Source organism: Gordonia sp. VNK21 (assembly GCF_046098115.1).
Taxonomy (GTDB): domain Bacteria; phylum Actinomycetota; class Actinomycetes; order Mycobacteriales; family Mycobacteriaceae; genus Gordonia.
In genome coordinates this window covers 1-26,152 of record NZ_JBJURU010000020.1, presented here as the reverse complement: position 1 = coordinate 26,152, position 26,152 = coordinate 1, and the positions used below count along the sequence as shown (strand labels likewise).

The following is a 26,152-nucleotide window of genomic DNA, read 5'->3' as shown; positions in this document are numbered from 1 at the left end:
CGCGTCACTAGACTCGCTGACGTGAGTCCCGCGAAGAGTGCCCCCGCCGCGTCCGCCCGCACCACCGACCAGCAACCGGTCCTGATGCTGCTCGACGGCCACTCGCTGGCCTACCGGGCGTTCTTCGCGCTGCCGGCGGAGAACTTCAAGACCAACACCGGGCAGTCGACCAATGCGGTGTACGGCTTCACGTCGATGCTGATCAACCTGCTGCGCGACGAGGCGCCCACGCATATCGCGGCCGCCTTCGACGTCTCCAGGCAGACCTTCCGGTCGGAGATGTTCCCCGAGTACAAGGCGCAGCGGTCCTCATCGCCCGACGAGTTCAAGGGGCAGGTGGATCTGACCAAGGACGTGCTGCGCGCCATGGGCATCGAGGTGCTCGCCGAAGAGGGCTACGAGGCCGACGACATCATCGCCACGCTCGCCACTCAGGCGCGCGCCGCCGGATATCGCGTGCTGGTGGTCACCGGCGACCGCGACTCGCTGCAGCTGGTGGACGACCAGATCACCGTGCTCTACCCCAAACGCGGTGTCTCCGAGCTGACCCGCTTCACCCCGGAGGAGGTGGAGAAGAAGTACGGACTCACCCCGGAGCAGTACCCGGACTACGCGGCGCTGCGCGGCGATCCCAGCGACAACCTGCCCGGCATTCCGGGAGTGGGGGAGAAGACCGCCTCGAAGTGGATCCGCGAATACGGCTCCCTCGAATCCCTGGTGCACCACGCCGACGAGGTGCGCGGCAAGGTGGGCGACTCGCTGCGCGCGAATCTCGCTGCGGTGCAACTGAACCGGGAACTCACCGAGATGGTGCGCGACATGGCGCTGCCGGTGGGCCCGGACGAACTGGCACTGGCCGCGTGGGACCGCGACGCGATTCACCGGCTGTTCGACGATCTCGAGTTCAAGGTGCTGCGCGATCGGCTGTTCAACACCCTCAGCTCGGTGGAGCCGGAGGCCGAGGCCGGCTTCGAGGTCAACGGCACCCGGCTGCAGGCCGGGCAGGTGCGGGTCTGGCTCGACGCGCATGCCCGGACGGGCCGCAGCGGGCTGGCGGTGGCCGGGTCACGCGTGGTGGTCGGCGCCGACACCGCGGCCCTGGCGATCGCGGGCGCCGACGGACAGGCCGCCCACCTCGATCCGGTGGAACTCGACGCCGACGACGAGGCGGCGCTGGGCCAGTGGCTGGCCGACGAGGACGCCGCCAAGGCCGTCCACGAGGTCAAATGGGCCATCCACGCGCTGCGCGGACGCGGCTGGCGGCTGGCCGGCGTCACCTCCGACACCGCCCTGGCCGCCTACCTGGTGCGGCCCGGCCAGCGCACCTTCAACCTCGACGATCTGGCCCTGCGCTATCTGCGGCGCGAACTCAAGGCCGACGACGGTGCGACCGACGACGGGCAGCTCTCGCTGCTCGACGACGACGCCGACCAGGCCCGAGCCGCCGAGCAGCTGATGCTGTCCGCGCAGGCCGTCGCCGAACTCGCCGACACCCTCGACACCGAGCTCGAGCGGATCGACGAGACCCGGCTGCTCACCGAGATGGAGCTGCCGCTGGCCTTCGTGCTCGCCGAACTCGAGGCCACGGGCATCGCCGTCGACGCCGAGCACTTCCAGGAGCTCGAGGGGCAGTTCGCCCAGCGGGTCCGCGATGCCGCCGAATCGGCGTACGAGGTGATCGGCGAGCAGGTGAACCTCGGTTCGCCGAAGCAGCTGCAGGCGGTGCTCTTCGACAAGCTCGACATGCCGAAGACCAAGAAGACCAAGACCGGCTACACCACCGACGCCGACGCACTGGCCTCGCTCTACGAGAAGACCGAGCATCCCTTCCTCAAATACCTGCTCGAACACCGCGACGCCACCCGGCTCAAGGTGACCGTCGACGGCCTGCTCAAGTCGGTGGCCGACGATCAGCGGATCCACACCACCTTCAACCAGACCGTGGCCGCCACCGGCCGGCTCTCCTCGACCGAACCGAACCTGCAGAACATCCCGGTGCGCACCGACGCCGGCCGGCAGATCCGCGGCGGCTTCGTCGTCGGCTCCGGCTACGAGTGCCTGATGACGGCCGACTACTCGCAGATCGAGATGCGCATCATGGCGCACCTGTCCCGGGACGAGGGGCTGATCGAGGCCTTCAACACCGGTGAGGACCTGCACAACTTCGTCGGTTCGCGGGCCTTCGGCGTGCCGATCGACCAGGTGGATGCGCAGATGCGCCATCGGGTCAAGGCGATGTCGTACGGGCTGGCCTACGGTCTGAGCGCCTACGGCCTGGCCGCGCAGCTGGGCATCAGCCGCGAGGAGGCACGCGACCAGATGGACCAGTACTTTGCGCGGTTCGGCGGAGTGCGCGACTATCTGCACGAGGTGGTCGTCGAGGCCCGGACCAAGGAGTACACGGAGACGCTCTTCGGCCGTCGCCGCTATCTGCCGGATCTGAACTCGGACAATTTCCAGCGCCGCCAGTCCGCTGAGCGGATGGCGCTCAACGCCCCCATCCAGGGCACCGCCGCCGACATCATCAAGGTGGCGATGATCAATGTCGCACGCCGGATCGTCGATGAGAAGCTGGCCAGCCGGATGCTGCTGCAGGTGCACGACGAACTGGTCGTCGAGGTGGCGACCGGCGAACGCGAGCAGGTCGAGGCACTGGTCCGCGAGGAGATGGGCGGTGCCATCGAACTGTCGGTGCCCCTGGACGTCTCGGTCGGCTTCGGCCGGTCGTGGGACGACGCGGCGCACTGACATGACCGATGGGCGGACGGCAGCCGATCACTCACCCGAGCCGATGATGCGCCTGGCGGTTCTCGACGGCGACGGGATCGGCCCCGAGGTGGTGCCGGTGGCGGTGGGCCTGGCCCAGGAGGCGCTCGGGCGCCGCGGCGTGCGCAGCGAGTGGACGACACTGCCGTTCGGTGCGCAGGCGATCGCCTCCTACGGAGAACCGTTGCCGGCGGAGACGCTCGACGCGCTCACCGGCTACGAGCTGTGGGTGGTCGGTCCGCACGACAGCGCCTCGTACCCGCCCGCGCTGCGGGCCGGCACCCCGCCCGGCGGAGTGCTCCGGAACCACGGTGGGATGTACGCCAATCTTCGTCCGGCGCAAGCACTTCCGGGAGTCACTGCCACCGCGCCCGACATCGACCTGCTGATCGTGCGGGAGAACAGCGAAGGGCTCTACGCTGACCGCAACATGGCGGTCGGCAGCGGCGAGTTCATGCCCACCCCGGACATCGCCCTGTCGGTGGGGATGATCACCCGGGCCGCCACCGAGCGCATCGCCCGGCAGGCCTTCGAGGCGGCGCGCTCGCGCCGGCGTCCGGGCCGCCGGCCGCGGGTGACGGTGGTGCACAAGGCCAATGTGCTGCGGCTGAGCACCGGCCTGTTCCGCGATGTGTGCTTCGAGGTGGCCGCCGACTACCCGGATGTCGACGTCGACGATCAGCACGTCGATGCGATGGCGGCGCTGCTGGTCCGGCGTCCGGCCGACTTCGACGTGATCGTCACCGAGAACCTGTTCGGCGACATCCTCTCCGACCTCGCCGCCGAGCTGTCGGGATCGCTCGGCCTCGCGGCGTCGATCAACTGCTCGGCGAGCCGGGCGATGGCCCAGGCAGTGCACGGGGCCGCGCCGGATATCGCCGGGCGGGGAGTGGCCGATCCGGTCGCCATGATCGGCTCGGTGGTGCTGCTGCTGCAGTGGCAGGCCGCCCGCACCGGCGATCGGCGGATCGACGAGGCGGCCTCCGCGGTCACCGCCGCGGTGCACGCCACGCTCGGCGCGGGCATCGCCACCGCCGACATCGGCGGCAGCGCGTCCACCGCCGTCTTCGCCGAGGCCGTGCACGCCCGGCTCGATCGCTGAGCTCAGGCGGGTTTGCGGCAGCAGAAGATCGCGGTGCCGGGGAAATAGGAGCCGCGCAGCGGCGACCACTGCCCCCACTCCTCCTGCAGGTCGTCGGGCCATTCCGGTTCGACGATGTTCTCGAGGATCAGCCCGGCCGCGACGATCTCGCGGACCCGGTCGCCGATGGTCCGGTGGTGTTCGACGTAGCTGACCTCGCCGTCGTCGGCGACCTCCGAATACGGGGTGCGGTCGAAGTACGACAGCCGCACCACCAGCCCGTCGGGGCCGGGGTCGTCGAGGAACATCCAGCGCATCGGGTGGTTGGTGGCGAAGACCCAGCGTCCGCCGGGCCGCAGCACCCGCGCCACCTCGGCCATCACCCGGGCCGAGTCGGCGGTGAACGGCACCGCACCGAACGCCGAGCAGGCGATGTCGAAGCTCTCGGCGGCGAACGGCAGCCGCTCGGCGCCGGCCTGCACCAGCGGCGTGGGCCGCTCGTCACGGGCCATCGCGGCCACGCCGTGGCGCAGCATCGCGTGCGAGAGGTCCAGCCCGACGGCATGCGCGCCGCGGGCGGTCAGCCAGCGGGCACACGGCGCGGCACCGCAGCCGATCTCCAGCACATCGCGGCCGGCGACCTCGCCGAGCAGACGTGCGTCGTCCTCCCGCAGCCGCTCCGGGCCCCAGACGAAGTCGCCGCCCGGGAGCCGGTTGCCCAGAAAGGCGCCGTGTTCGGCCTGATAGCCGTCGGCTTCGCCGTCCCACCAGGTGCGATTGGCGCGCTCGCTGGTGTCGGAGTCGATCTCGCCGAGCAGCCGGGGCGGTCGGATGGGCGAATCGTCGGTCACGGCACCGACCTTACCGGCGCCCGGCGGCGTCGGACGCAGGCCGACGGCCCACGAACATTTGTGCTGGACAGAGCTGGTGGAGTAGCCTGTCAGCTGCGTGCGCTCTGCGCGCGCGCATCCTCATACCTACTACATATCCGTCCGGAGCAACTCAACATATGTCGTCCCCCACCATTTCCTCGCCGCAGGTAGCCGTCAACGACATCGGCTCGGCCGAGGACTTCCTTGCCGCCGTCGACTCCACGATCAAGTACTTCAACGATGGCGACATCGTCGAGGGCACCATCGTCAAGGTCGATCGCGACGAGGTTCTGCTGGACATCGGTTACAAGACCGAAGGCGTGATCCCCTCGCGCGAACTGTCCATCAAGCATGATGTCGATCCCAGTGAAGTCGTCGCCGTCGGCGACGAGGTCGAAGCCCTGGTCCTCACCAAGGAGGACAAGGAAGGTCGGCTGATCCTGTCGAAGAAGCGCGCTCAGTACGAGCGGGCCTGGGGCACGATCGAGGAGCTCAAGGAGAAGGACGAGGCCGTCAAGGGCACCGTCATCGAGGTCGTCAAGGGCGGCCTGATCCTGGACATCGGCCTGCGCGGCTTCCTCCCGGCGTCGCTGGTGGAGATGCGTCGCGTGCGCGACCTGCAGCCGTACATCGGCAAGGAGGTCGAGGCCAAGATCATCGAGCTCGACAAGAACCGCAACAACGTGGTCCTGTCGCGCCGCGCCTGGCTCGAGCAGACCCAGTCCGAGGTGCGCAGCGAGTTCCTCAACAAGCTCGCCAAGGGCCAGGTCCGCAAGGGCGTCGTCAGCTCGATCGTCAACTTCGGCGCCTTCGTCGATCTCGGCGGCGTCGACGGCCTGGTGCACGTCTCCGAGCTGTCCTGGAAGCACATCGACCACCCGTCCGAGGTCGTGGCCGTGGGCGACGAGGTCACCGTCGAGGTGCTCGACGTCGACATGGACCGCGAGCGGGTTTCGCTGTCGCTCAAGGCGACTCAGGAAGATCCGTGGCGTCAGTTCGCCCGCACCCATGCCATCGGCCAGATCGTGCCGGGCAAGGTCACCAAGCTGGTGCCGTTCGGTGCGTTCGTGCGCGTCGAGGAGGGCATCGAGGGTCTGGTGCACATCTCCGAGCTGGCCGAGCGCCATGTCGAGGTGCCGGACCAGGTCGTGGCCGTGGGCGACGACGCGATGGTCAAGGTCATCGACATCGACCTGGACCGTCGCCGGATCTCGCTGTCGCTGAAGCAGGCCAACGAGGACTACACCGAAGAGTTCGACCCCAGCAAGTACGGCATGGCCGACAGCTACGACGAGCAGGGCAACTACATCTTCCCGGAGGGCTTCGACTCGGAGACCAACGAGTGGCTCGAAGGCTTCGACAAGCAGCGTGAGGAGTGGGAGGCCCGGTACGCCGAGGCCGAGCGCCGTCACAAGATGCACACCGCGCAGATGGAGAAGTTCGCCGCGGCGGCCGCCGAGGCCGACAACGCCGGCTCGGGCGAGTACTCCTCGTCTTCGGCGTCGTCCTCCTCCTCGTCCTCGTCCTCGAGCAACGCGGCTCCGGCCGGCGGCTCGCTGGCCAGCGACGAGCAGCTCGCGGCACTGCGGGAGAAGCTGACCGGCAACGCCTGATCAGTGCTCCGCACGCAGTAAGCACACCCGGTGGCCCCGGTGATCGACTCCGATCACCGGGGCCACCGGATCTGTCACCGCTGAACGCGACTCCACAACGTTCGCGCGGCAGACCGGTCCGCCGCGCGAAGATCTGGAGATCGCATGAAGGACGCGGAGGTTCGCCGGCAGGGGTGGACACGTCGTCCTGAGGGCTATCCGTCTCGGGCTGCGGGGTTGACGTGGGGAGGATGGGCGATATAAGGAGCGAGGCTATGGAATCCGATGAGGATCAGCTCGACCGGATCTTCATGGCGCTGTCGGACCGGACACGTAGGGCGATGCTCAAGAGACTGCAGAAGGGGCCCCTCACCGCCGGAGATCCGGCGGCGGGAGTTTCGCTGCGGCAGCCGACCGTGTCCAAGCATCTGAAGGTGCTCGAGGAGGCGGGGCTGATCAGCCGTCAGCGGGACGGCACCCGCATTTACGGCATCCTCGCGATCGACTCGCTCGTGAGGGCGGCGATCTATGTCTCTCAGTTCGAGGAACAGATGGATGCTGCACTCGACCGTCTCGCTGCAGTCGTCGAAGAACCCAAACGAGAAGGAGAGCAGACATGAAAACCGAGTTCAGTCTCCCCGATGAGACGAGCATTCGCTACACCCGTACGTTCGACGCCTCGCCACAGCGGGTGTGGGCCGCCTACACGACGCCGGACATCGTCCGAACCTGGATGACGGGCCCGCATTCTGGCACGACGTTCGAGGTGTGCGACATGGACGTCCGGAACGGCGGGTCGTACAGATGGGTCTGGCAGTATCCCGAGGGAACGCTTGAGATCCACGGCGAGGTCCTGGAAGCCGACGAGCCCAACCGTCTGGTCACGACTGAGCAGATGAGCGATGTCGACCTGCCGCCCGCCCGTCATGAGATCACCTTCAGTGCCGATGGTGAGCGGACCGTGATGACTGGCACGATCGTCTATGTGTCGCAGGAGGCTCGGGACGCGGCCTACGCCTCCGGCATGGGTGCGGGGATGGACGCGAGTTTCGATCGACTGGCGGAAGTCGCTTAACCCTCTGGATCAGCAAGCCGTCCGTCGCGCGATCAACCTCGCAGGGCTTTGCGGCGGTGCAGGGTTGATGCGATGCCGCCGGCGGCCGCCCGCACCGCGTCGGCGTGCACGTCCGGGCGGAAGCGGCTGACCGGTCCGGTCACACTGATCGCCGCGATCACCGAGTTGTCGGCCACGGACAGCACGGGTGCGGAGACGCAGGCGATGCCGACGGTGGACTCCTCGATCTCGAAGGCAACGCCGGTCTCCCGGACGGTGTCGAGCTGCCGGGCGAGCAGCCCCGGGGCCACCACGGTGCGCGGGGTGCGGCGGGGCAGCGGCCGGGACAGCACCTGCCTGCGCAGCCCGGGCTCGCCGAAGGCCAGCAGCGATTTACCGATTCCGGTGCAGTACAGCGGCATCCGGCCACCGGTGCGCGACGGCGAGCTGGCCTGCCGGTGACCGCCGAGTTTGGCCACGTACAGCACTTCGGTGCCGTCGAGGACGCCCAGGTGCACGGTCTCCTGGGTGCGGGTGTACAGATCCTGCAGGAAGGGCATCGCCAACTCCAGCAGACTGCGCTCGACCGAGGCCAGCATGCCGAGCTCGAACAGTCCACCGGAGAGGCGGTAGCCGCTCGGGCTCCGGTCGAGCAGTCGCTGCTCCACGAGCTCACCGGCCAGTCGGTGCGCGGTCGCCTTGTGCAGACCGGTCCGGCGCACGATCTCGGCCAGCGAGAGCTCGGCGTCGTCGACGGTGAACGAGCGCAGGATCAGCATCACCTTGCCGATCACACTGTCCGGCGGAGACGGCGGGGGAGTCGGGGCGGTCACAGAACCCACGATACCGGTGCGTCTCGCTCAGCGAGACGGATGCCTTCTGGTGGGCGGCGCCGGCGGCGACCATGGAGTGTATGACCCAGACCACTGATCCCACCGCCGTCGGCGGACCGGAGGCCGAGGCCGCCGCCGCGCAGCGCCTGCTGACCGCCCTGACCAGCCGCCGGGCCTGCGCGCCGGTGCGCGAACTGATCGGCCCGTCCGATCTGGCCGCGGCCTACCGCGTCCAGGAGCAGCTCATCGCGGGCCGCCGTGCCGACGGCGCCACGGTGGTCGGCCGCAAGATCGGTCTCACCTCGCAGGCCGTCCAGGAGCAGATGGGCGTGGACCAGCCCGACTTCGGCGTGCTGCTCGACGACATGGCCTACGGCGACGGCGAGGTGGTCCCCGTCGACCGGCTGCTGCAGCCCAAGGCCGAAGCCGAGATCGCCTTCGTTCTCAAATCCGATCTGGCCGACGGCGATCTCGACGTCGAGCAGGTCCGGGCCGCCGTGGACTACGGCGTGCCCGCCATCGAGGTCTGCGACAGCCGGATCGACGGCTGGGACATCGCCTTCGCCGACACCGTCGCCGACAACGCCTCGTCGGGCGTGTACGTGCTGGGCACCACCCGCAAGAGCCTCGACGAGTTCAGTCCGGTCGACACCGGCATGCGGATGCTGATCAACGGCGAGGAGGTGTCCACCGGCGACGGTGCGGCCTGCCTCGGCGATCCGCTGAACGCGGTGGCCTGGCTGGCCCGGGCCGCGCGGGACTTCGGCGAGCCGCTGCGCGCCGGACAGGTCATCCTCTCCGGAGCGCTCGGCCCCATGCGGCCGCTCGCCGCCGGCGACGAGGTGACCGTGGAAATCTCCGGGCTGGGCTCAGTGACCGCCCGCTTCAGTGAAGGGAGTGCTCAGTGAGCACCAAGAAGAAGGTCGCGATCATCGGCTCGGGCAATATCGGCACCGACCTGATGATCAAGGTGATCCGTACCGCCAAACACCTCGAGATGGGTGCCATGGTCGGCATCGATCCGGACTCCGACGGGCTCGCCCGGGCGGCCCGGATGGGTGTGCCCACTACGGCCGAAGGCGTCGAGGGCCTGGTGAAGATGGACGGCTTCGACGAGATCGACATCGTCTTCGACGCCACCAGCGCCAAGGCCCATGAGCACAATGCCGGCATCCTGACCCCGCTCGGCAAGCGGCTGATCGACCTGACCCCCGCGGCCATCGGCCCGTACGTGGTGCCGGCGGTGAATCTCGACGAGCACCTCGACGCCCCGAACGCCAACATGGTGACCTGCGGCGGGCAGGCGACCATCCCGATGGTCGCGGCCGTGGCACGAGTGGTCCCGGTGGCCTACGCCGAGATCGTCGCGTCCATCGCCTCGAAGTCCGCGGGACCGGGCACCCGCGCCAATATCGACGAGTTCACCGAGACCACCTCGGCGGCCATCGAGCAGGTCGGCGGCGCGCGCCGCGGCAAGGCCGTGATCATCCTGAACCCGGCCGAGCCGCCGCTGATCATGCGGGACACGGTGTACGTGCTGGTCGACGCTCCCGATGAGGACACTCAGGAGCAGATCCGGCTCTCGGTGGAGAAGATGGTCGACGACGTCGCCGCCTACGTGCCGGGCTACCGGCTCAAGCAGCGCGTGCAGATCACCGAGATCCCGGAGACCACTCCGGTGCAGACGCTGCTCGCCGAGGAGGGAGACGACCGGCCCACCCATCAGGTGTCGATCTTCCTCGAGGTGGAGGGCGCCGCCCACTACCTGCCCGCATACGCCGGCAACCTGGACATCATGACCTCGGCGGGCCTGCAGTACGCCGAGCGCATCGCGGCCGCGGCTGCGGAGGAGGAGAAGGCATGAGCCACAAGATCTTTGTTCAGGACGTCACGCTGCGTGACGGCATGCACGCCGTCCGGCACCGCATCACGCCGGAGGACGTGACGCGCATCGTCGGTGCGCTGGATGCGGCCGGTGTGGATGCCATCGAGGTGGCCCACGGTGACGGTCTGGCCGGTGGCACCGTGAACTACGGTCCCGGCTCCAACACCGACTGGGAGTGGATCGAGGCGGCGGCCGGGGCGATCGAGAACGCCCGGCTGACCACGCTGCTGCTGCCAGGTGTGGGCACGGTCGACGACCTCAAGCACGCCTACGATCTGGGCGTGCGCTCGGTGCGGGTGGCCACGCACTGCACCGAGGCCGACGTCTCCGCACAGCACATCGAGGCGGCCCGGGAGATCGGCATGGACGTCTCCGGCTTCCTGATGCTCTCGCATATGGCGCCGCCGGAGGTGCTGGCGAAGCAGGCCACGCTGATGGAATCCTATGGCGCGCACTGTGTGTACATCACCGACTCGGGCGGCCGGTTGACCATGAAGGACGTCGAGGCCCGGGCCCGGGCGTACCGCGACGCACTCAAGCCCGAGACCGAGATCGGTATCCACGCGCACGAGAACCTGTCCCTCTCGGTGGCCAACTCGGTCATCGCGGTGGAGAACGGCATCTACCGCGTCGACGCCTCGCTCGCAGGTCACGGCGCGGGGGCGGGCAACTGCCCGATCGAGGCCTTCGTCGCGGTGGCCAATCTCTCGGGCTTCGAGCACCGCTGCGATCTCAACGCCCTCGAGGACGCCGCCGACGATCTGGTGCGTCCGCTGCAGGACCGGCCGGTGCGGGTGGACCGGGAGACTCTCACGCTCGGCTATGCCGGCGTGTACTCGTCGTTCCTGCGGCATGCCGAGGCCGCTGCCGATCGCTACGACCTGGACGTGCGCGACATCCTCACCGTCTGCGGCGAGCGCCGGCTGGTCGGCGGTCAGGAGGACATGATCGTCGACATCGCGCTGAATCTGGTCAGCGAGCGTGAGGAGGCGCAGGCCGCCGCGGTCTGAGCATTCGCACCCGATACCGCTTCACGACGAGGCGCCGGCGCAGTCCGGCGCCTCGTCGCATGCGCGTATGCATTTTTGACAATAATTTTCATTAGAGTGTTCACTCGTCGGCATGCGAACAATTCCGACGATTCTGACAGTGTCCGCCGTGCTCGCCATGAGCCTGACCGCCTGCTCCGGTGACTCCGAAACCGACTCGGCGGCAAGTGGTTCCCCGGCTTCCTCGGTCACACCGACCGAACAGCGCAGCGCCTCTCCGCGACTGGCCGCCGCCTACGACGGCGGTGTCCAGATCTATGACGCCACCGACCTGAGCAGCGTCGCCGACCTGCCGCTCGAGGGCTTCGTGCGGCTGAACCCGGCCGGTGACGACCGGTACGTCTTCGCCTCCACCGCAGACGGATTCGAGCTCATCGACATGGGTTCGTGGAGCGAGGCGCACGGCGACCACTCCCACCACTACACCGTGCAGCCGCGGCTCACCGGTATCGACTACGCCGCCGAGAAGCCCGGGCACGTGGTGGTCCACGACGGTCGCACCACCCTGTTCGACGACGGCACCGGCACCGTGCGCGTCCTCGACACCGGCAAGCTGGGGACCCCGGACGCGGTGATCGACGAGTTCACCGTGCCCGCCCACCACGGAGTGGCGGTGGCCCGCGCGGACGGCAGTGTGGTGATCTCGGTGGGCGACGAGGACAGCCGCAGCGGCCTGCAGATCCGCGGCGCCGACGGGAAGACCCTGGCCGAGAACGACTCCTGCCCCGGCCTGCACGGCGAGGGAGCCGCGGCCGGCGGAGCGCTGACCTTCGGCTGCGAGGACGGGGCCCTGCTGGTGCGGGGCGAGCAGATCACCAAGATCACCGCGCCCGACCCGTACGCCCGGCTGGGCAATCAGGCCGGTGACGAGGACTCGCCGGTGGTGCTCACCGACTACAAGACCGACAAGGACGCCGAGCTGGAACGGCCGCGCCGGTTCGCACTGATCGACACCGTCGCGGGCACAATCACCCCGCACCCGATCGACGCGACGTACAGCTTCCGTTCCCTCGGCCGCGGCCGCGGCGGTGAGGCGGTCCTGCTCGGCTCCGACGGGGCTCTGCACGTCTTCGACACGGCAGGCCGCCGCACCGCCCACTACCCGGTGATCGACGCATGGACCGAGCCGGACGACTGGCAGGAGGCGATGCCGGTGCTCGAGGTGATCGACGACGTCGCCTATGTCAGCGACCCGGCCACCGAGAAGCTCTACGCCGTGGGCCTCGACGACGGAAAGACGCTGGCGCAGGCCGGCACCCCCGGCGAGCTCTTCGAACTGACCGGAGCCTGATCGGCACTCGGTAGAGTGCTAAGCCGTGGAGACAACCGGGAAGGAAGCGGCGCCCAGACTCGCCGGCGGTGGGGATTCGAGAACCGGGAACGTCGTCGCCGGCGTGCTGAAATGGGTCGAACCCTGGTTCAGTGCCTATGGGGTGGTCGGCATCCTGGTGCTCGGCGTGGCGCCGATCTTCATGCCGGTCACCGTCGACGCGGCCGGCGGCGACGCCACCGCGGTCGGGCTGGTGGTCGCCGCCTTCTACGTCGGCGGGCTCTTCGCCCCGGTCCTGAGCAGTCTCACCGATCGGCGGGGATGGCAGCGGATCGTCTTCGTCGGCTGCTTCCCGGCGATGGCCGCCGGTGTCGCCGCCTTCGCCTTCGTCGAGGGCACGTGGCTGTGGGCGCTGTTCGCGTTGATCTTCGGCGGGGCGGGCTCCCTGGCGTGCTCGGTGGCCGGTCTCTTCGTCGTTGAGGCGCACCCGCGGGAGGAATGGAATCAGCGGCTGAGCTGGTTCCGGCTCGCCTACGGCGCCGGGCAGGTGGTGGGCCTGGTGATCGCCGCGGTCGCCGTCGCCGAACTGAAGACCGGCTGGCTGATCACCGCCGCGCTGTTGCTGGCCGGCACCGTGCTGGCGCGGATCAAACTGCCCGCGCTCGGTCCGGCCGCGGCGGAACCGCGACCGGCCGGTGCCGGACCGCTCGCCGGTCTCGCCGGGAAGTACGGCTTGTTCCTGCTGATGTGGCTGCTGGTGATGACCGGCGTGCAGACCTTCTTCAATGTGGTGCCGCTGGTGATGCGCGACGCCTTCGACGTCTCGGCGTCCATTTCGTCCTGGCTGTTCCTGGCCGGTGCCGCGGTGGGCACGCTGTGCTATCCGCTGGCCGGCACCCTGGCCGGCCGCTGGGGAGCCGGGCAGGTGCTGCTGCTGGGCATCGCGATGATGACGGTCTCCTTCGGGGTGATGTTCGGCGTCTCGCACGTCCACGCCGGCGGTATGGCCTACATCGGCGGTGCCGGCCTGGTGATCGCAGCGATCGCGTACACCTTCGTCGTGGCGGCCGCGACCATGATGATCGCCGGCCTGGCACCGGGTTCCGAGGGGTCGGCGATGGGGCTGCTCAACGGCATCATCGCCGGCGGCGCGGTGATCGGGGCGCTGGTCCCGTCGTATGTCGCCAAGGCGCTCGGCTACTCCTCGCTCACCGCGATGGCGGCCGGCATCCTGATCCTCGCGGCCCTCGTGGGCATTCCGCTGTTCCGGCGGAGCCTGTGGCTCGGGGGTGCGCACGGGCAGGCCGCGCACAGCTCACCCACGCACAGCTAACCCCGCGGGCACTCCGACCGGGCCGGGGAGCCGCGCAGCCGGGCGTCGAGCCAGGAGAGCGCCTCCGGGTAGCCGGTCACCGCGGCGATCGCGTGTTCGCCGAGCACCTCGCGGTAGGCGGCGTTCGCACCCAGCCGGCATTGCGCGCGATACAGGTTGCGGGCACCGATCGCCGGAATCCAGAACTCCTGGCCGCCCTGATAGATGTACAGCGGCACCTCGGATTTCTTGTCTGACATCCTGGTCGCCGAGTAGATCTCCTCGGCGATCGGGGAGTGGAACGGGTCCGGGTGGTTGGCCAGCAGTTGCATCGGCAGGAACGTGCCGCCGGCCAGCGCGGCAGGGATCACGCAGACGTTCTTCAGCGGTGACGTGGCCAGCCACTCAGTGGCGTGATTGGCCATGGTGAGCATCCGCGGCCGCTCCCGTGCGATCCCGAAGGTGGCCGCGTGGAACAGCCCGGTCGCCAGGTTGGCGTTCATCGACCCCACCAGCAGCTGAAAGTCGGCCGGCACCCCGCCGAGGGCGGCGCCCACCATCCGATCGGACAACTCCGGTGCGTAGGAGCCGGCCAGTGCGGCGGCGCCGTTGGTCGCGATGGCGCCGCCCGAATAGCCGGTCATCGCGATGGGGCTCCGGCCGTAGGCCTCCCGGTCCAGGGCACCGGCGGCCCGGAGGGAATCGAGAACGATGTGCCCGGCGGTGGTCGGTTCGGCGTACGCCATCCGCGGTCCCTGGTGGTCGGGAACGATCACGGTGTAGCCGCGGGCTAGGGCCAGCTGGGTGGTGGGCGGAACGAAGTCGGTGGCGCCGGTGGCGATACCCACGCCGTGCGCCAGGGTCATGCCGGGCGTGCAGGCGGCGCCGAGGGAATCGATCGGCAGATTGTTCACCAGGATCGGCCGGGCGCCTGTGCCCGGCCACGGGCTCCGGGGGACCAGCACGGTAGCGGTGCCGAAGGCGGGCTGGTCGAGCGCGTCGCGGGTGGCGAACTTGATCTGGGTGGCCTCGGCGATCGGAGCGGTGACCAGCGGTGCGGCCGCAGCGGTCACACTCCGGTGTGCCAGCAGCTCGCCCGGCCGGCGATCCGGCAGGTCGGGTGCCCAGCGGTCGAAGAACGGGTCGCCGGTCGGATCGGGGAGGACGGCCGCGCGGAACTCCTGGAGCCGGTGGCTCGCTCCGGGCGTGGCAGCCCGCTGCGGGATGGTCCGCAGCTGCGGATACGGCGCGGAGGGGACGATCTCGTCGATCGCCCCGGGGATCTCCTCGGGCATCGCACCCATGGTGAACGGCTCGTGAGACAGCGGCTTGGCCGACGCCGGGGCCGCCGGCGCGGTGACGGCCAGCGCGGTGAGGACGACGGCGACCAGCATCGAGGCCGTGCGGGGTGCGGCCGGTCGTCTCCGGCGGCGCCGGTCGCCGGCTGCTGAACTCCTCATGGCTGTGATCTCCTGCCGGGGCACCCCGTGACCCCGTGGACGTGGCGTCGTTTCGGAGTGACCGTAGCACCGACTGTGATACAGGTCACTGATCAGTGTTCGGCGGTGTCGCTCGCGTCGGCATCTGCGCGGTCGGGCGGTACCCGCCTCCGCCGGGCTGGCAGACTGAGGGAGTGATCAGGGTTGGACTGACCGGTGGTATCGGTGCCGGAAAATCGACGGTGGCCAGGACCTTCGCCGAGCGCGGGGGCTATCTGGTGGATGCGGACAAGATCGCCCGGGAGGTGGTGGAACCGGACAGTGACGGTCTGCGGCAACTGGTCGATGCCTTCGGTCCTGAGATCCTCGGTGCGGACGGCGCGCTCGACCGGCCGGCTCTGGCGGCGCGGGCCTTCGCCGACGAGCAGAGCCGCACCCTGCTCAACTCCATCACCCACCCGTTGATCGGCGCCCGGACCCAGCAGCTGATCGACGAGGCACCCACCGATGCGGTTGTCGTACAGGACATTCCGTTGCTGGTAGAGAGCAAGATGGCGCCGTTCTTCCATCTCGTCGTCATCGTCGGCGCCGACGAGGCGCTGCGCCTGGAACGGCTGACGACGTTGCGCGGTCTCGACGCCGACGATGCGCGTGCCCGGATCGCCGCTCAGGCCGACGACGCGCAGCGCCGGGCGGTCGCCGACGTGTGGCTGGACAATTCGGGCACCCCGGAGCAGCTGGCGGTGGCGGCGGGCCGGATCTGGGACGAACGGTTGCGGCCGCTCGAGGCCAACATCCGGGCCGGCCGGCCCGCGACGGTCGACCCGCACTGGGCGGCCGCCGAACCCGATCGGGAGGCACTGCCGGGCCGGCTGACCAACCGGCTGTGGGCGATCGCCGGCGACAAGGCCACTGCGGTGGCGGCCGCCGGCGAGGCCGGCGTGCCGGAGCTGCGGATCACCGTGCGGGACGCGGCAGCCGCGGAGGACCTGGGTCCGCTGCTGACCGCGGGCGGCTTCCCGCCCGACGGAAGCGGCCGGTACGCCAGCGCCGATCCGGGTCGCCCGGCGACGGTGGTCGTGGCCCTCGCGGACTGACGCGCACCGATCTGGGTCCCATCACGCGAACCTCAAGATCCGGCAACACCGGTTGACCGGACCGCCGTGGGTTACCCACGATTCGGCCATGCGGATTCATACGTTCAGACGACATCGGCGGCGCACTCATCACCGGTTCGCCGCGGTGGCCGGCGTCGGCCTGGTGGCCGTACCCGCGCTGGCGGCGACGGCGACGGCGCCCGCACACGAGATGAGAACCGACGTGCGGCAGGCCTCGTCGACGGTCAGCTCGTTTCTATGGGGAGACGTCACGCGGCGGTACATCGTGGTGCTCGGCGCGCGGCCCGAGCCGAATGGACAGTTGCCCGGCGTTCTGCAGCAGAGGCTCGACCGGGCGGCGGGCCTGGCCCGGCGGCATCCCGTCAACCGGGTGGTGGTCAGCGGCGGCGCCACCTGGTGGCTGCCGGTCACCGAGGCACAGTTCATGAACGTCGGGCTGCTGCGCCGGGGCGTGCCGGTCTGGCAGATGGTGAACGAGGACCGGTCCACCTCCACAGTCGAGAACGCGCAGAACACCGTCGGCATGCTCGCGGGGATGGGCGCCAGCGGTGCGGTGGTGGTGACCAATCAGTTCCACATGAAGCGGGCGCTGAAGAACTTCCGGGACGCCGCCGGCCGGCAGCACGCGGACCTGACCTTCCGTCCCGCTTACGCCTGAGCAGCGCTCACTTCCGCTCGAGCCAGGGCAGCGGTGCCCCGACGGACTCCTCGAGCCAGGTCTGGACATCGTCCGCGGCGCGCGCCGTACCGGTGAGCGCCGCCACGGCGATCTCGGTGGCGCGCACGGCGTCCGGGAGCGCCAGCAGGCCGGCGGTCTGTGCGGCGAAGAGCTCGTCGACGTCCACCAGCTCGAGTGGCCGGCCCGGGACGTCGATCAGGTCGAGATACCAGTCCACGCTGTGCCAGCGGCCCTGCGCGTCGGGACCGGAGAAGGCGCCCACATCGAGGTAGGTGCGCCATCCGGGATCGTTGCCGGCGGTGAAGTGGAACCGGCTCGCCCGCAGGCCGAGCGCCGGCAGCAGCCAGGACTCGAGGTGACTGAAGCGGGGGTGATCGGCGGTCCGGGACATGTACAGGCCCGCCGGCGTCTCCCGGTAGTTCTCAACCGGACGCTCGACCCCCTTGTTGTCGGTGTTGGTCTGCGCGGCCACGTCGAAGACCTCGCGTTTGGGCGGGTGCAGATCCACGGCCGGGGCCTCAGACACAACTCACCGTCCCGTCGGCCGCCACCGAGAACGCCGGATTGTGTACGAAGTCCCAGCGGAACCCGTCCGGGTCGGCCACGCATGCGCTGGTCCCGCCCCAGGGCCGCTCTTCGGGCGCGCTGACCGGGACGGCGCCGGCGGCGAGTGCGCGGTCGTAGAGCCGATGGACCTGCGTCGCTTCGGAGACGTTGTGCCCCAGCGATATCGGTGGTGCCGCCGGCCCGTGCGCCACGTCGCCGTATTCGGCCGGCATGGACCGCACATTCCACAGCGCGAGCATCAGTCCGGGACCGGCCTGCACAAAGACGATCTCACCGTCGATCGAGTTGATCAGCGTGAAGCCGAGGCCCTCGGTGTAGAAGACCGTGGACGCGGCGACATCACGGACGCCGAGGGTGATCGCGGTGATGTTCGGGGTGGCAGGCATATCGGACATGGGCACACGGTAGACGCCTGCGCCGACATCCGCGCGGTGATCGGGGGAGCGCAGACGTCCTCGCCCCGGCGCAGGCGCACCGGGGCGAGTAGTCGACGACCGGTGACTACTCCCAGGTGTAGTCCGCGCCGAGGATCTCGGCGCACACGCCCAGCTGCCGTGCCGGGTCGCTCTGGATGTCGTAGGTGATCACCTTCTGCTTGGCGGGGTCCGAGCAGTTCGGCACCGACGACGAGTCGACGCGCTCGGTGATCTTGAACCGGGTGGTGATCGTCGACGACTCCTCCGAGCAGTCGACCGTGGTCAGGTCGATGCCGACCGAGACCGAAGACTGCTCGTAGCAGCTGCCCAGCTGATAGTTCCCGATCAGGCAGGAGACCTTCTCGCTGGCGCCGCTCCCGTACTCCGAGACCGAGTACTCGTAGCCGCCGGCCTCACAGGCATCGGCGGAGTCGAGCGTGGCGCCGACGATGTAGGAGACCTGCGTGGTGTCGCAGTCGACGGCCTTGGTCTTGACGTCCGTGGTGCCCTCGACCGTGACGCAGGAGCCGACCGGGCTCGACTCGACCGAGGTGCCGCTGTCCTTGTCCTTGAACACGGTCGCAGACAGGATGGCGATGATCGCCACCACCACGATCACGACGGCCAGGATCAGCAGCGGACGCTTCGAGCGGCCCGGAGCCGGCTCGGGCGCCGGTGCCGGGTAGTTCTGGCCGCCGGGAATCGGCGCGAATCCGCCGGCCGGCGGCTGCTGAACCTGCTGGCCGGCGGGAACCTGCTGACCGGCGGGAACCTGCTGGCCGGCGGGAACCTGCTGACCGGGGGGAACCTGCTGACCGGGCTGCCCGGCGAGCGGCTGACCCGGCTGGCCGGGCTGACCCGGCTGGTGGGGCGGAGTTGTCATAATCGCGCTGACTTCCTGAGGGATCGATGAGAAGAACGAGGGAAAGTCTCGCATACGGTTCCGGTCCGGGTGCACCGCACTGTCGGTCGGGTGATCGACAGCGAGCCGGTGGGCGGTGTCGGAGGCGATGTCTACCCTGGTGATATGGCATTCGCAGCAGAACAGCCGGTGGTCGCGCATTCCGAGTACCGCCCGATCGGTGAAATCGAGCGGTCGGACGCCCGGTTCGAGGTGGTCAGCGAGCACGAGCCCGCCGGTGACCAGCCCACCGCGATCGCCGATCTGGAGCGTCGGCTCAACGACGGCGAGAAGGACGTGGTGCTGCTCGGTGCCACCGGTACCGGCAAGTCGGCGACCACCGCCTGGCTGATCGAGCGGGTCCAGCGCCCCACCCTGGTGATGGCGCCCAACAAGACTCTGGCGGCGCAGCTGGCCAACGAGCTGCGCGAGATGCTCCCGAACAACGCCGTCGAGTACTTCGTCTCGTATTACGACTACTACCAGCCCGAGGCGTACATCGCGCAGACGGACACCTACATCGAGAAGGACAGCTCGATCAACGACGACGTCGAGCGGCTGCGCCACTCGGCCACCTCGAGTCTGCTGTCCCGGCGCGACGTGGTGGTGGTCGCGTCGGTGTCGTGCATCTACGGTCTGGGCACCCCCCAGTCGTACCTGGACCGCTCGGTGGAACTGTCGGTGGGCGAGACCATCGACCGCGACGCGCTGCTGCGGCTGCTGGTCGACGTTCAGTACTCCCGCAACGACATGGCGTTCACCCGCGGCAGTTTCCGGGTGCGCGGCGACACCGTCGAGATCATCCCGTCGTACGAGGAGCTCGCGGTGCGCATCGAGTTCTTCGGCGACGATGTCGAGGCGCTCTACTATCTGCACCCGCTCACCGGCGACGTGGTCCGCCAGGTCGAGAGCCTGCGCATCTTCCCGGCCACCCACTACGTGGCCGGACCCGAGCGCATGGCCAAGGCGATGGAGGCGATCGAGGCCGAACTGGAGGAACGGCTGGCCGACTTCGAGGCGAAAGGCAAGTACCTCGAGGCCCAGCGGCTGCGGATGCGCACCACCTACGACCTGGAGATGATGCGGCAGGTGGGCTTCTGCTCGGGTATCGAGAACTATTCGCGGCACATCGACGGACGTGAGGCCGGCAGCGCTCCGGCCACCCTGATCGACTACTTCCCGGACGACTTCCTGCTGGTGATCGACGAGTCGCATGTGACGGTGCCGCAGATCGGCGCCATGTACGAGGGCGACATGTCGCGCAAGCGGAACCTGGTCGAGTTCGGCTTCCGGCTGCCCTCGGCCGTCGACAACCGCCCGCTCACCTGGGACGAGTTCGCCGGCCGGATCGGGCAGACGGTGTACCTGTCGGCCACCCCGGGACCGTACGAGCTCGGCCAGTCCGGCGGCGAGTTCGTCGAGCAGGTCATCCGGCCCACCGGTCTGCTCGACCCGAAGGTCGTGGTGAAGCCCACCAAGGGCCAGATCGACGACCTCATCCACGAGATCCGGGAGCGCACCGACCAGGACGAGCGGGTGCTGGTCACCACGCTCACCAAGAAGATGGCCGAGGATCTGACCGACTATCTCCTCGAGATCGGTATCCGGGTGCGCTACCTGCATTCGGACATCGACACCCTGCGCCGGGTGGAGTTGCTGCGCCAGCTGCGCACCGGCGAGTATGACGTGCTGGTGGGCATCAACCTGCTGCGCGAGGGCCTGGACCTGCCGGAGGTGTCGCTGGTGGCGATCCTCGACGCCGACAAGGAAGGCTTCCTGCGCAGCACCACCTCCCTCATCCAGACGATCGGCCGTGCGGCGCGCAATGTCTCCGGCGAGGTGCACATGTACGCCGACAAGGTCACTGATTCGATGGCCAACGCCATCGAGGAGACCGAACGCCGGCGCGCCAAACAGATCGCCTACAACACCGAGAAGGGCGTCGATCCGCAGCCGCTGCGCAAGAAGATCGCCGACATCCTCGACCAGGTCTACGCCGAGGCCGACGACACCCTCGAGGTGGGCGGTTCCGGCCGCAACGCCAGCCGCGGTCGGCGCGCCCAGGGCGAGCTGAGCACCTCGCCGAGCGCCGGGGTGATCGAGCAGCGCGATGTCTCGTCGATGCCGCGCGCCGAACTGGCCGACCTGGTCAACGATCTCACCGAACAGATGATGCAGGCGGCCCGGGATCTGCAGTTCGAGCTGGCGGGCCGGCTGCGCGACGAGATCGCGGATCTGAAGAAGGAACTGCGCGGAATGGACGCTGCGGGGATCAAGTAGCGCTGCTGTACCGGCCGAACAGGGTATGTTCTTGTTCGACGTTCCTGTTCGGGCCGGACCCGGACCGGTTGACCGGTGATGAACGAAGCGGAGGACATCCACTGATGAGCGCATACACGACCGTGGTCGTCGGGACCGACGGATCTGATTCGTCGTTGCGAGCCGTCGAGCGCGCGGGAGCCATCGCGGGTGACGCGACCCTGGTGATCGCCTGTGCCTACTTCCCGAACGACGGCAAGTCGGCCTCGGCAGCCGGCGACGTACTCGGCGACGAGGCCTACCAGGTGATGGGAAGCTCGCCCACCGAGGAGATTCTGCGCCTGGCCAAGGAGCACGCTCAGGGCGCCGGCGCCAGCAACATCCAGCAGCGCAGCGTCAAGGGCGCACCGGTGGAGGCACTGCTGCAGCTGGTCACCGACGTGCAGGCGGACCTGCTGGTGGTCGGCAACAAGGGCCTGAACTCGATCGCCGGCCGGCTGCTGGGTTCGGTGCCCGCCGACGTCGCGCGCAAGGCCGCCTGCGACGTGCTGATCGTCCACACCACCTAGTCTTGAACCCCGCTGATCCCGCCGCCGGTACGCCGCCGGCGGGATCAGTGCGGTAGATCGGCCAGTTCCTCCGGCAGATCTCCGGCGTGCACCACCACCAGGCGCTGCGTGGCCCGCGTCAGCGCCACGTACAGGTCCGAGAGCCCGCGCGGCGAGCCGTCCGCCAGTTCCGCCGGCTCCACCACGATCACCGTGTCGAACTCGAGCCCCTTGGCGGCGGTGATGCCCAGCACCTGCACCCGCGCCTCCGGGTCGCGCGGCGGGGCGCTCGCGGCGGCCCGCGCGTCGGCGACGATGATCGCGGTGGTCCCGGCGGTTCCGGCACCGGCGGCCACCCGCTGGGCGGCCGGCAGCAGGTCGGCGGCGGCCACGGCCACTGCGTAGGGCTCGATCCCGTTGCTGCGCAAGGACTCCGGCGGTGTCTGCGCGGCATCGATCCGGGTCAGGAGTCGATTCGCGTAGCGGGTGATCTCCGACGGGGTGCGGTAGTTGACGGTGAGCTCGCGCAGCCGCCACCGGTTGGCGACATACGGGGCGAACACCGACTCCCACGAGGTGCTGCCGGCCACGTCGCCGGTCTGGGCGGTGTCACCGATGACGGTCATCCAGCGGTTGGGGATCCGGCGCATCACCATGCGCCAGGCCATCGCCGAGAGCTCCTGCGCCTCGTCGACGATCACATGCCCGAAGGCCCACGTCCGGTCCTCGTAGGCGCGTTCGGCCGTGGTCAGCCGGCTCCCGGTCTCCTGCCGCTGCGCCAGCGTGGTGGCGTCGATGAGGTCGTACGCCATCAGGATCTCGGGATCCAGTTCGTCCTCGAGGTCCTGCGGGGCCGAACCGGACAGGATGTCGAGTGCGTCCTGGGCTTCGGCGATCTGCCGGCGCCACTGTGCGCGTTCGGCGCGCTGAGCCTCGTCGGTGCGGTAGCCGATGAGTTCGGCCAGCTCGTCGAGCAGCGGAACATCCGCCGGACTCAGATCGGCGTCGTCGGGCAGCGGGCGGGCCGCCCGGGCCAGGGCGTCCCGGTCGGCGTCCGGCCAGCCGCGGGTGGCCCGGCGGCGCAGTCCGGTATCGGCGTACAGATCCCGCAGCAGCTCCTGCGGGGTGAGGGTCGGCCAGTACTCGAGCACGGCGGCGACCAGATCGTCGTCGTTCTCCAGCTCGGCCCGGATGTCGGCGACGTCGTCACCGGTGAGCAGGGGAGTGCCGTCGAGCGTGGACAGACCCAGGCCGCGCGCCGAGAGCGCCGCGAGTTCGTCGAGGGCGGCGCGCAGGAAGGTGCGCTGGGCCAGATTGTGCGGCCGCCGGGTGGAGCGGGCCGCGGCCCGGGCGCGCTTGACGATCTCCGGATCCAGCGGCAGCGCCTCGCCGTCGAAGTCGAGCATCACTCCCTCGCCGGGCAGACTCTGCCGGGCGCGGACCGCGGCCCGCAGCACGGCGACCATGCTTCCGTCGCCCTTGAGCGCGGCGGCTGTGCGGGTGTCGGTGCCGCGCGCCCGGACCCCGGGGAAGAGGTCGGCGACGGTGGAGAGCAGCACACCGGTCTCGCCGAGCGAGGGCAGCACCTGACCGATGTAGCGCAGGAAGTCCTCATTGGGCCCCAGGATGAGGACGCCGCTGCGCGAGAGGGTGTCCCGGTGGGTGTAGAGCAGGTAGGCGGCCCGGTGGAGGGCGACGGCGGTCTTGCCGGTGCCCGGACCGCCCTGGACCACCAGCACCCCGCGCTTGGGGTACCGGATGATCTCATCCTGCTCGCGCTGGATGGTCTCGACGATGTCGGTCATCTCGCCGGTGCGGGCGGCGTTGAGCGCGTCGATCAGGGCGGCCTCGTTCACCACGCTCGCCGCGGCCGGATCGCCGTCGATGGTTCCGGACAGCAGGTACTCGTCGGAGATCTCCCGGACCCTGCGGCTGCGGGTGCGCAGGTGCCGGCGCCGGGCGACGCCCTCCGGCGCCGCCGGGGTGGCCAGATAGAACGGGCGCGAGAGCGGGGCGCGCCAGTCGAGCAGCAGGGTGCTGGTCTGGTCGTCGTCGAGGACGCCCATCCGGCCGATCCGGTACACCGCACCGGGTTCTCCGACAGGGGTCTCCTCGTCGTCGGGGGCGGGCACCTCGTCGGCCATGTCGAGCCGGCCGAAGTACAGATTGTGTTCGGCCGCGTCGATCTTGGTGATCGCCTCGGTGTAGAGGCGTTCGTACGACTCGCGTTCCGAGAGCGCCTGCGGGGTCTCGGCGGACTCGAGCCACACCTCGCCGAGCCGGCGTTTGGCGGTGGCGCGCATCCGGTCGAGCCGGCCGTAGACCGCGTCGAGGTGCGTCTGCTCGTCGGCCAGCCGCGGATCGGCGGGTGCCGCGGCCGGGGTGCCGGCAGCTGGATTCAGGGGAGAGTCAGCAGTCACGATCAATCCATCCTACCGATCCCCGCGGCGGTCGGCCGGGGCCCGCAGGCCCCGGCGAACCGGAGCTCAGCGGTGCCGGGGCGTGGGATCGTGCCGCCGCGCCGGGCTCACCAGCCCCGCTCGCGCCAGGAGTCCAGCGCGGGCCGCTCGGCACCGAGCGTGGTGTCCTTGCCGTGCCCCGGATACACCACGGTGTCATCGCCGTAGCGGTCGAAGAGCTTCTCGGTGACCTGGCCGAGCAGAATCTCGAAATCGCCCGGCTGCCAGGTCTTTCCGACTCCGCCGGGGAAGAGGGAGTCACCGGTGAACAGGTGCACCCGGCCGGAGCGTTCGGTCAGCGCCAGGGCGACGGACCCCTTGGTGTGGCCGACGAGGTGGATCACGTCGAGGGTCAGATCGCCGACGGTCACGGTGTCGCCGTCCCGCAGCAGCCGGTCGGAGGCGATCGGCAGATCCGGGGCGTCGGCCTCACCGGCGGCTGTGGGCACACCGGTGGCCGACGACACCGCTTCGAGCGCCTGCCAATGGTCGAAGTGGCCGTGCGTGGTGACGATGCCGACGAGGTGGCCGTCCACCGTGCCGAGCAGGGTCAGGATCGAGTCCGCGTCGTTGGCGGCGTCGATCAGCAGCTGCGCGCCGGTCGCCGCATCGGTGACCAGGTAGGCGTTGTTGTCCATCGGACCCACGGAGAGCTTGACGACGGCGGCGTTGTCGAGGATCCGGCGCTGGGCCAGGACCGTGTCGTCGTCGTGCCCGCTCAGGTCGCCGGTGTAGTCGTCGGAGATCGTCACCTGGGTGCTCATACCCCGAGCTTATCGGCGGCCGGCGGCGCTGTGCAGGATTGCGGTCAGCGCTCGAGCTTCTCGAGGCGGGCGCGGGCCTTCTTCGCATCCCGCCGGGCGCGGCGGCCGGCTTTGCGGGCGTCCGTCCGGACGGTGTCGGCGATCTCCGGCGCACGCTGGGCGACGGTCCCGGCCCAGGCCGAGGCCCGGTCGCGGGCCTGCTCGGCGATCACCGGTGCCCGGTCGGCGACGGTCTCGGCCCAGTCGGCCGCCCGGTCGCGGGCCTGCTCGGCCAGCACGGGTGCCCGGTCGGCGACGGTCTCGGCCAGTTCACCGGCGCGCTCACGCGCGGCGTCGGCGACCACCGAGGCGCGTTCACCGGCCTCCTGCGCGTCGTGCTGGGCGCGGTCGGCCAGCTGCTGCAGGGCGGAGTTGGAGGCGGCCGCACCGAACGGCAGGGCGGCGGCGATACCGGCCTTGGCGGCCTCGGCGCGGCGGCGTCCGCGCCAGGCCAGCGACGGCTTGCCCTCGGTGTCGGCGGCCGCCAGCAGCACCCCGCCGAGCAGTCCCACGTTCTTGATGAAGACGTCGCGCTTGAGGGCGCGCAGCTGCGGGTCCGGCTCGGCCCAGAACGCGGCCTGGACCATGGTGGTCGGCGCCAGGGTGCCGGCCAGCACGCCGGAGGCGATCCGGGGGGCCTTGCCGGTGGCCAGCAGGATGCCGGCGCCGATCTGCACCGCGCCGTTGATCTTGACCACCGGCGCGGCGTCGGCGGGGACGACGGCCGCCGCGGGCTCGGGCAGGACATTGCGGGCGCCGTCGACCAGCGGCTGCGCGGTCCGGGTCTGGGCTGCCGGCGTGCGCAGGGCCTCCACGCCGGAGGCCACGAAGGCCGAAGCGAGCAGCGGGCGGGTGATCTTGCGGAGAATCATGGTCATTCGCCTTCATGTCGTGCACCGGGACGGTCGCCGGTCCGGAACCTCCCGGGCATGGGTCCGGACCCGTGAACCAGGCTACGGCCCTTCACGGACTCCGTCACCCGTCTGGCGCAGTTCGCGCGGTGCTCGCACACCGCATCACCTAGCCTGGACCGGGTCGGCCGGCGACCGGGTGTGAGACACGTTTGTAGGTTGCGGGGGTTTGGCCAGGTCGGCTTCTAGTCTGGTTGTGTCTTTAACAACCAGGCAGGTGGTGGAACAATGTCGTGTGTGTCGTTGGAAGATCTCGAAGCCGAGCGTGAGCGGTTGCTGCGCGAGTTGACCGAGGTCGGTGATTTCCGGCGGGGTTCGGTCAGCGTGAACTATCGGCG

23 protein-coding genes are annotated in these 26,152 nt (G+C 69.7%); 14 read left to right on the top strand and 9 right to left on the bottom strand.

Features of this window, described 5'->3' with window-relative positions; genetic code table 11:
• Positions 1–21: 21 nt before the first annotated feature.
• The gene (polA, locus tag ACJMNC_RS16950; RefSeq protein ID WP_408949131.1) at positions 22–2,748 is read left to right on the top strand and encodes a DNA polymerase I; all 2,727 of its coding nucleotides are present in this window, start codon (positions 22–24) and stop codon (positions 2,746–2,748) included.
• Between the two features lies 1 nt (position 2,749).
• The gene (locus tag ACJMNC_RS16945; RefSeq protein ID WP_408949130.1) at positions 2,750–3,868 is read left to right on the top strand and encodes an isocitrate/isopropylmalate dehydrogenase family protein; all 1,119 of its coding nucleotides are present in this window, start codon (positions 2,750–2,752) and stop codon (positions 3,866–3,868) included.
• A gap of 2 nt (positions 3,869–3,870) precedes the next feature.
• Here ACJMNC_RS16945 and ACJMNC_RS16940 read toward each other — a convergent pair whose 3' ends face one another.
• Entirely contained in the window at positions 3,871–4,698 is an 828-nt protein-coding gene (locus tag ACJMNC_RS16940; RefSeq protein WP_408949129.1) for a class I SAM-dependent methyltransferase, read from the bottom strand.
• Between the two features lie 158 nt (positions 4,699–4,856).
• On the opposite strand from ACJMNC_RS16940, the gene rpsA reads away from it, so the two are divergent.
• The 3 genes from rpsA to ACJMNC_RS16925 all read left to right on the top strand — a co-directional run bounded on the left by rpsA (position 4,857) and on the right by ACJMNC_RS16925 (position 7,386).
• Positions 4,857–6,332 carry a 30S ribosomal protein S1 gene (gene rpsA / locus ACJMNC_RS16935; protein WP_408949128.1) on the top strand — a complete coding sequence of 492 codons (1,476 nt, stop codon included), beginning with the start codon at positions 4,857–4,859 and terminating at the stop codon, positions 6,330–6,332.
• Positions 6,333–6,586: 254 nt separating this feature from the next.
• Positions 6,587–6,931: an ArsR/SmtB family transcription factor gene (locus tag ACJMNC_RS16930; RefSeq protein ID WP_408949127.1), complete on the top strand. Its 345-nt coding sequence runs from the start codon at positions 6,587–6,589 to the stop codon at positions 6,929–6,931.
• Positions 6,928–7,386, top strand: a complete 459-nt coding sequence (locus ACJMNC_RS16925) for an SRPBCC domain-containing protein (protein ID WP_408949126.1) — start codon at positions 6,928–6,930, stop codon at positions 7,384–7,386. The genes ACJMNC_RS16930 and ACJMNC_RS16925 overlap by 4 nt, the downstream gene beginning before the upstream one ends.
• A gap of 32 nt (positions 7,387–7,418) precedes the next feature.
• Here ACJMNC_RS16925 and ACJMNC_RS16920 read toward each other — a convergent pair whose 3' ends face one another.
• The gene (locus ACJMNC_RS16920; RefSeq protein WP_408949152.1) at positions 7,419–8,144 is read right to left on the bottom strand and encodes an IclR family transcriptional regulator; all 726 of its coding nucleotides are present in this window, start codon (positions 8,142–8,144) and stop codon (positions 7,419–7,421) included.
• 134 nt (positions 8,145–8,278) lie between these two features.
• Here ACJMNC_RS16920 and ACJMNC_RS16915 point away from each other — a divergent pair, with 134 nt between their 5' ends.
• The 5 genes from ACJMNC_RS16915 to ACJMNC_RS16895 all read left to right on the top strand — a co-directional run bounded on the left by ACJMNC_RS16915 (position 8,279) and on the right by ACJMNC_RS16895 (position 13,735).
• Positions 8,279–9,106, top strand: coding sequence for a 2-keto-4-pentenoate hydratase (locus ACJMNC_RS16915; RefSeq protein WP_408949125.1), 828 nt, complete (start codon positions 8,279–8,281; stop codon positions 9,104–9,106).
• Complete coding sequence (locus ACJMNC_RS16910) at positions 9,103–10,062, top strand: acetaldehyde dehydrogenase (acetylating) (RefSeq protein WP_408949124.1); 960 nt, start codon at positions 9,103–9,105, stop codon at positions 10,060–10,062. The genes ACJMNC_RS16915 and ACJMNC_RS16910 overlap by 4 nt, the downstream gene beginning before the upstream one ends.
• On the top strand, positions 10,059–11,093 hold the full coding sequence (gene dmpG, locus ACJMNC_RS16905) for a 4-hydroxy-2-oxovalerate aldolase (protein WP_408949123.1): 1,035 nt from the start codon (positions 10,059–10,061) through the stop codon (positions 11,091–11,093). Before ACJMNC_RS16910 ends, dmpG begins: the two co-directional genes overlap by 4 nt.
• Before the next feature lie 112 nt (positions 11,094–11,205).
• Positions 11,206–12,423, top strand: a complete 1,218-nt coding sequence (locus ACJMNC_RS16900; protein WP_408949122.1) for a hypothetical protein — start codon at positions 11,206–11,208, stop codon at positions 12,421–12,423.
• A gap of 25 nt (positions 12,424–12,448) precedes the next feature.
• Complete coding sequence (locus ACJMNC_RS16895) at positions 12,449–13,735, top strand: MFS transporter (protein ID WP_408949121.1); 1,287 nt, start codon at positions 12,449–12,451, stop codon at positions 13,733–13,735.
• Here the strand turns inward: ACJMNC_RS16895 and ACJMNC_RS16890 are convergent.
• Positions 13,732–15,174: a lipase family protein gene (locus tag ACJMNC_RS16890; protein ID WP_408949120.1), complete on the bottom strand. Its 1,443-nt coding sequence runs from the start codon at positions 15,172–15,174 to the stop codon at positions 13,732–13,734. The genes ACJMNC_RS16895 and ACJMNC_RS16890 overlap by 4 nt on opposite strands.
• Before the next feature lie 173 nt (positions 15,175–15,347).
• On the opposite strand from ACJMNC_RS16890, the gene coaE reads away from it, so the two are divergent.
• Both coaE and ACJMNC_RS16880 read left to right on the top strand, forming a co-directional pair.
• Positions 15,348–16,250 carry a dephospho-CoA kinase gene (gene coaE, locus ACJMNC_RS16885; RefSeq protein WP_408949119.1) on the top strand — a complete coding sequence of 301 codons (903 nt, stop codon included), beginning with the start codon at positions 15,348–15,350 and terminating at the stop codon, positions 16,248–16,250.
• An 88-nt stretch (positions 16,251–16,338) separates the two neighbouring features.
• Positions 16,339–16,929: a YdcF family protein gene (locus ACJMNC_RS16880; protein ID WP_408949118.1), complete on the top strand. Its 591-nt coding sequence runs from the start codon at positions 16,339–16,341 to the stop codon at positions 16,927–16,929.
• 7 nt (positions 16,930–16,936) lie between these two features.
• Here ACJMNC_RS16880 and ACJMNC_RS16875 read toward each other — a convergent pair whose 3' ends face one another.
• The 3 genes from ACJMNC_RS16875 to ACJMNC_RS16865 all read right to left on the bottom strand — a co-directional run bounded on the left by ACJMNC_RS16875 (position 16,937) and on the right by ACJMNC_RS16865 (position 18,816).
• Positions 16,937–17,476 (bottom strand): DUF402 domain-containing protein, encoded by a 540-nt coding sequence (locus tag ACJMNC_RS16875; RefSeq protein WP_408949117.1) that lies wholly within the window; start codon positions 17,474–17,476, stop codon positions 16,937–16,939.
• Entirely contained in the window at positions 17,469–17,912 is a 444-nt protein-coding gene (locus ACJMNC_RS16870; protein ID WP_408949116.1) for a VOC family protein, read from the bottom strand. Before ACJMNC_RS16870 ends, ACJMNC_RS16875 begins: the two co-directional genes overlap by 8 nt.
• Positions 17,913–18,018: 106 nt before the next feature.
• Positions 18,019–18,816, bottom strand: a complete 798-nt coding sequence (locus ACJMNC_RS16865) for a hypothetical protein (RefSeq protein ID WP_408949115.1) — start codon at positions 18,814–18,816, stop codon at positions 18,019–18,021.
• A gap of 144 nt (positions 18,817–18,960) precedes the next feature.
• Here ACJMNC_RS16865 and uvrB point away from each other — a divergent pair, with 144 nt between their 5' ends.
• Positions 18,961–21,114: an excinuclease ABC subunit UvrB gene (gene uvrB, locus ACJMNC_RS16860; RefSeq protein ID WP_408949114.1), complete on the top strand. Its 2,154-nt coding sequence runs from the start codon at positions 18,961–18,963 to the stop codon at positions 21,112–21,114.
• A 104-nt stretch (positions 21,115–21,218) separates the two neighbouring features.
• On the top strand, positions 21,219–21,662 hold the full coding sequence (locus ACJMNC_RS16855) for a universal stress protein (RefSeq protein WP_408949113.1): 444 nt from the start codon (positions 21,219–21,221) through the stop codon (positions 21,660–21,662).
• Positions 21,663–21,706: 44 nt separating this feature from the next.
• Here the strand turns inward: ACJMNC_RS16855 and ACJMNC_RS16850 are convergent, their stop codons facing one another.
• The 3 genes from ACJMNC_RS16850 to ACJMNC_RS16840 all read right to left on the bottom strand — a co-directional run bounded on the left by ACJMNC_RS16850 (position 21,707) and on the right by ACJMNC_RS16840 (position 25,781).
• Positions 21,707–24,061, bottom strand: a complete 2,355-nt coding sequence (locus tag ACJMNC_RS16850; protein WP_408949112.1) for an ATP-binding domain-containing protein — start codon at positions 24,059–24,061, stop codon at positions 21,707–21,709.
• Between the two features lie 107 nt (positions 24,062–24,168).
• Complete coding sequence (locus ACJMNC_RS16845; protein WP_408949111.1) at positions 24,169–24,864, bottom strand: MBL fold metallo-hydrolase; 696 nt, start codon at positions 24,862–24,864, stop codon at positions 24,169–24,171.
• Between the two features lie 44 nt (positions 24,865–24,908).
• Positions 24,909–25,781: a DoxX family protein gene (locus tag ACJMNC_RS16840; protein WP_408949110.1), complete on the bottom strand. Its 873-nt coding sequence runs from the start codon at positions 25,779–25,781 to the stop codon at positions 24,909–24,911.
• Positions 25,782–26,152 lie beyond the last annotated feature (371 nt).

Coding starts and splice junctions, on each gene's coding strand:
- ACJMNC_RS16945 (WP_408949130.1), top strand. CDS start 2,750: ATGACCGATGGGCGGACGGCAGCCGATCACTCACCCGAGCCGATGATG.
- ACJMNC_RS16925 (WP_408949126.1), top strand. CDS start 6,928: ATGAAAACCGAGTTCAGTCTCCCCGATGAGACGAGCATTCGCTACACC.
- ACJMNC_RS16920 (WP_408949152.1), bottom strand. CDS start 8,144: ATGCTGATCCTGCGCTCGTTCACCGTCGACGACGCCGAGCTCTCGCTG.
- ACJMNC_RS16870 (WP_408949116.1), bottom strand. CDS start 17,912: ATGTCCGATATGCCTGCCACCCCGAACATCACCGCGATCACCCTCGGC.
- ACJMNC_RS16855 (WP_408949113.1), top strand. CDS start 21,219: ATGAGCGCATACACGACCGTGGTCGTCGGGACCGACGGATCTGATTCG.
- ACJMNC_RS16865 (WP_408949115.1), bottom strand. CDS start 18,816: ATGACAACTCCGCCCCACCAGCCGGGTCAGCCCGGCCAGCCGGGTCAG.
- ACJMNC_RS16845 (WP_408949111.1), bottom strand. CDS start 24,864: ATGAGCACCCAGGTGACGATCTCCGACGACTACACCGGCGACCTGAGC.
- ACJMNC_RS16900 (WP_408949122.1), top strand. CDS start 11,206: ATGCGAACAATTCCGACGATTCTGACAGTGTCCGCCGTGCTCGCCATG.
- rpsA (WP_408949128.1), top strand. CDS start 4,857: ATGTCGTCCCCCACCATTTCCTCGCCGCAGGTAGCCGTCAACGACATC.
- ACJMNC_RS16930 (WP_408949127.1), top strand. CDS start 6,587: ATGGAATCCGATGAGGATCAGCTCGACCGGATCTTCATGGCGCTGTCG.
- dmpG (WP_408949123.1), top strand. CDS start 10,059: ATGAGCCACAAGATCTTTGTTCAGGACGTCACGCTGCGTGACGGCATG.
- ACJMNC_RS16840 (WP_408949110.1), bottom strand. CDS start 25,781: ATGACCATGATTCTCCGCAAGATCACCCGCCCGCTGCTCGCTTCGGCC.
- ACJMNC_RS16880 (WP_408949118.1), top strand. CDS start 16,339: ATGCGGATTCATACGTTCAGACGACATCGGCGGCGCACTCATCACCGG.
- ACJMNC_RS16890 (WP_408949120.1), bottom strand. CDS start 15,174: ATGAGGAGTTCAGCAGCCGGCGACCGGCGCCGCCGGAGACGACCGGCC.
- uvrB (WP_408949114.1), top strand. CDS start 18,961: ATGGCATTCGCAGCAGAACAGCCGGTGGTCGCGCATTCCGAGTACCGC.
- ACJMNC_RS16915 (WP_408949125.1), top strand. CDS start 8,279: ATGACCCAGACCACTGATCCCACCGCCGTCGGCGGACCGGAGGCCGAG.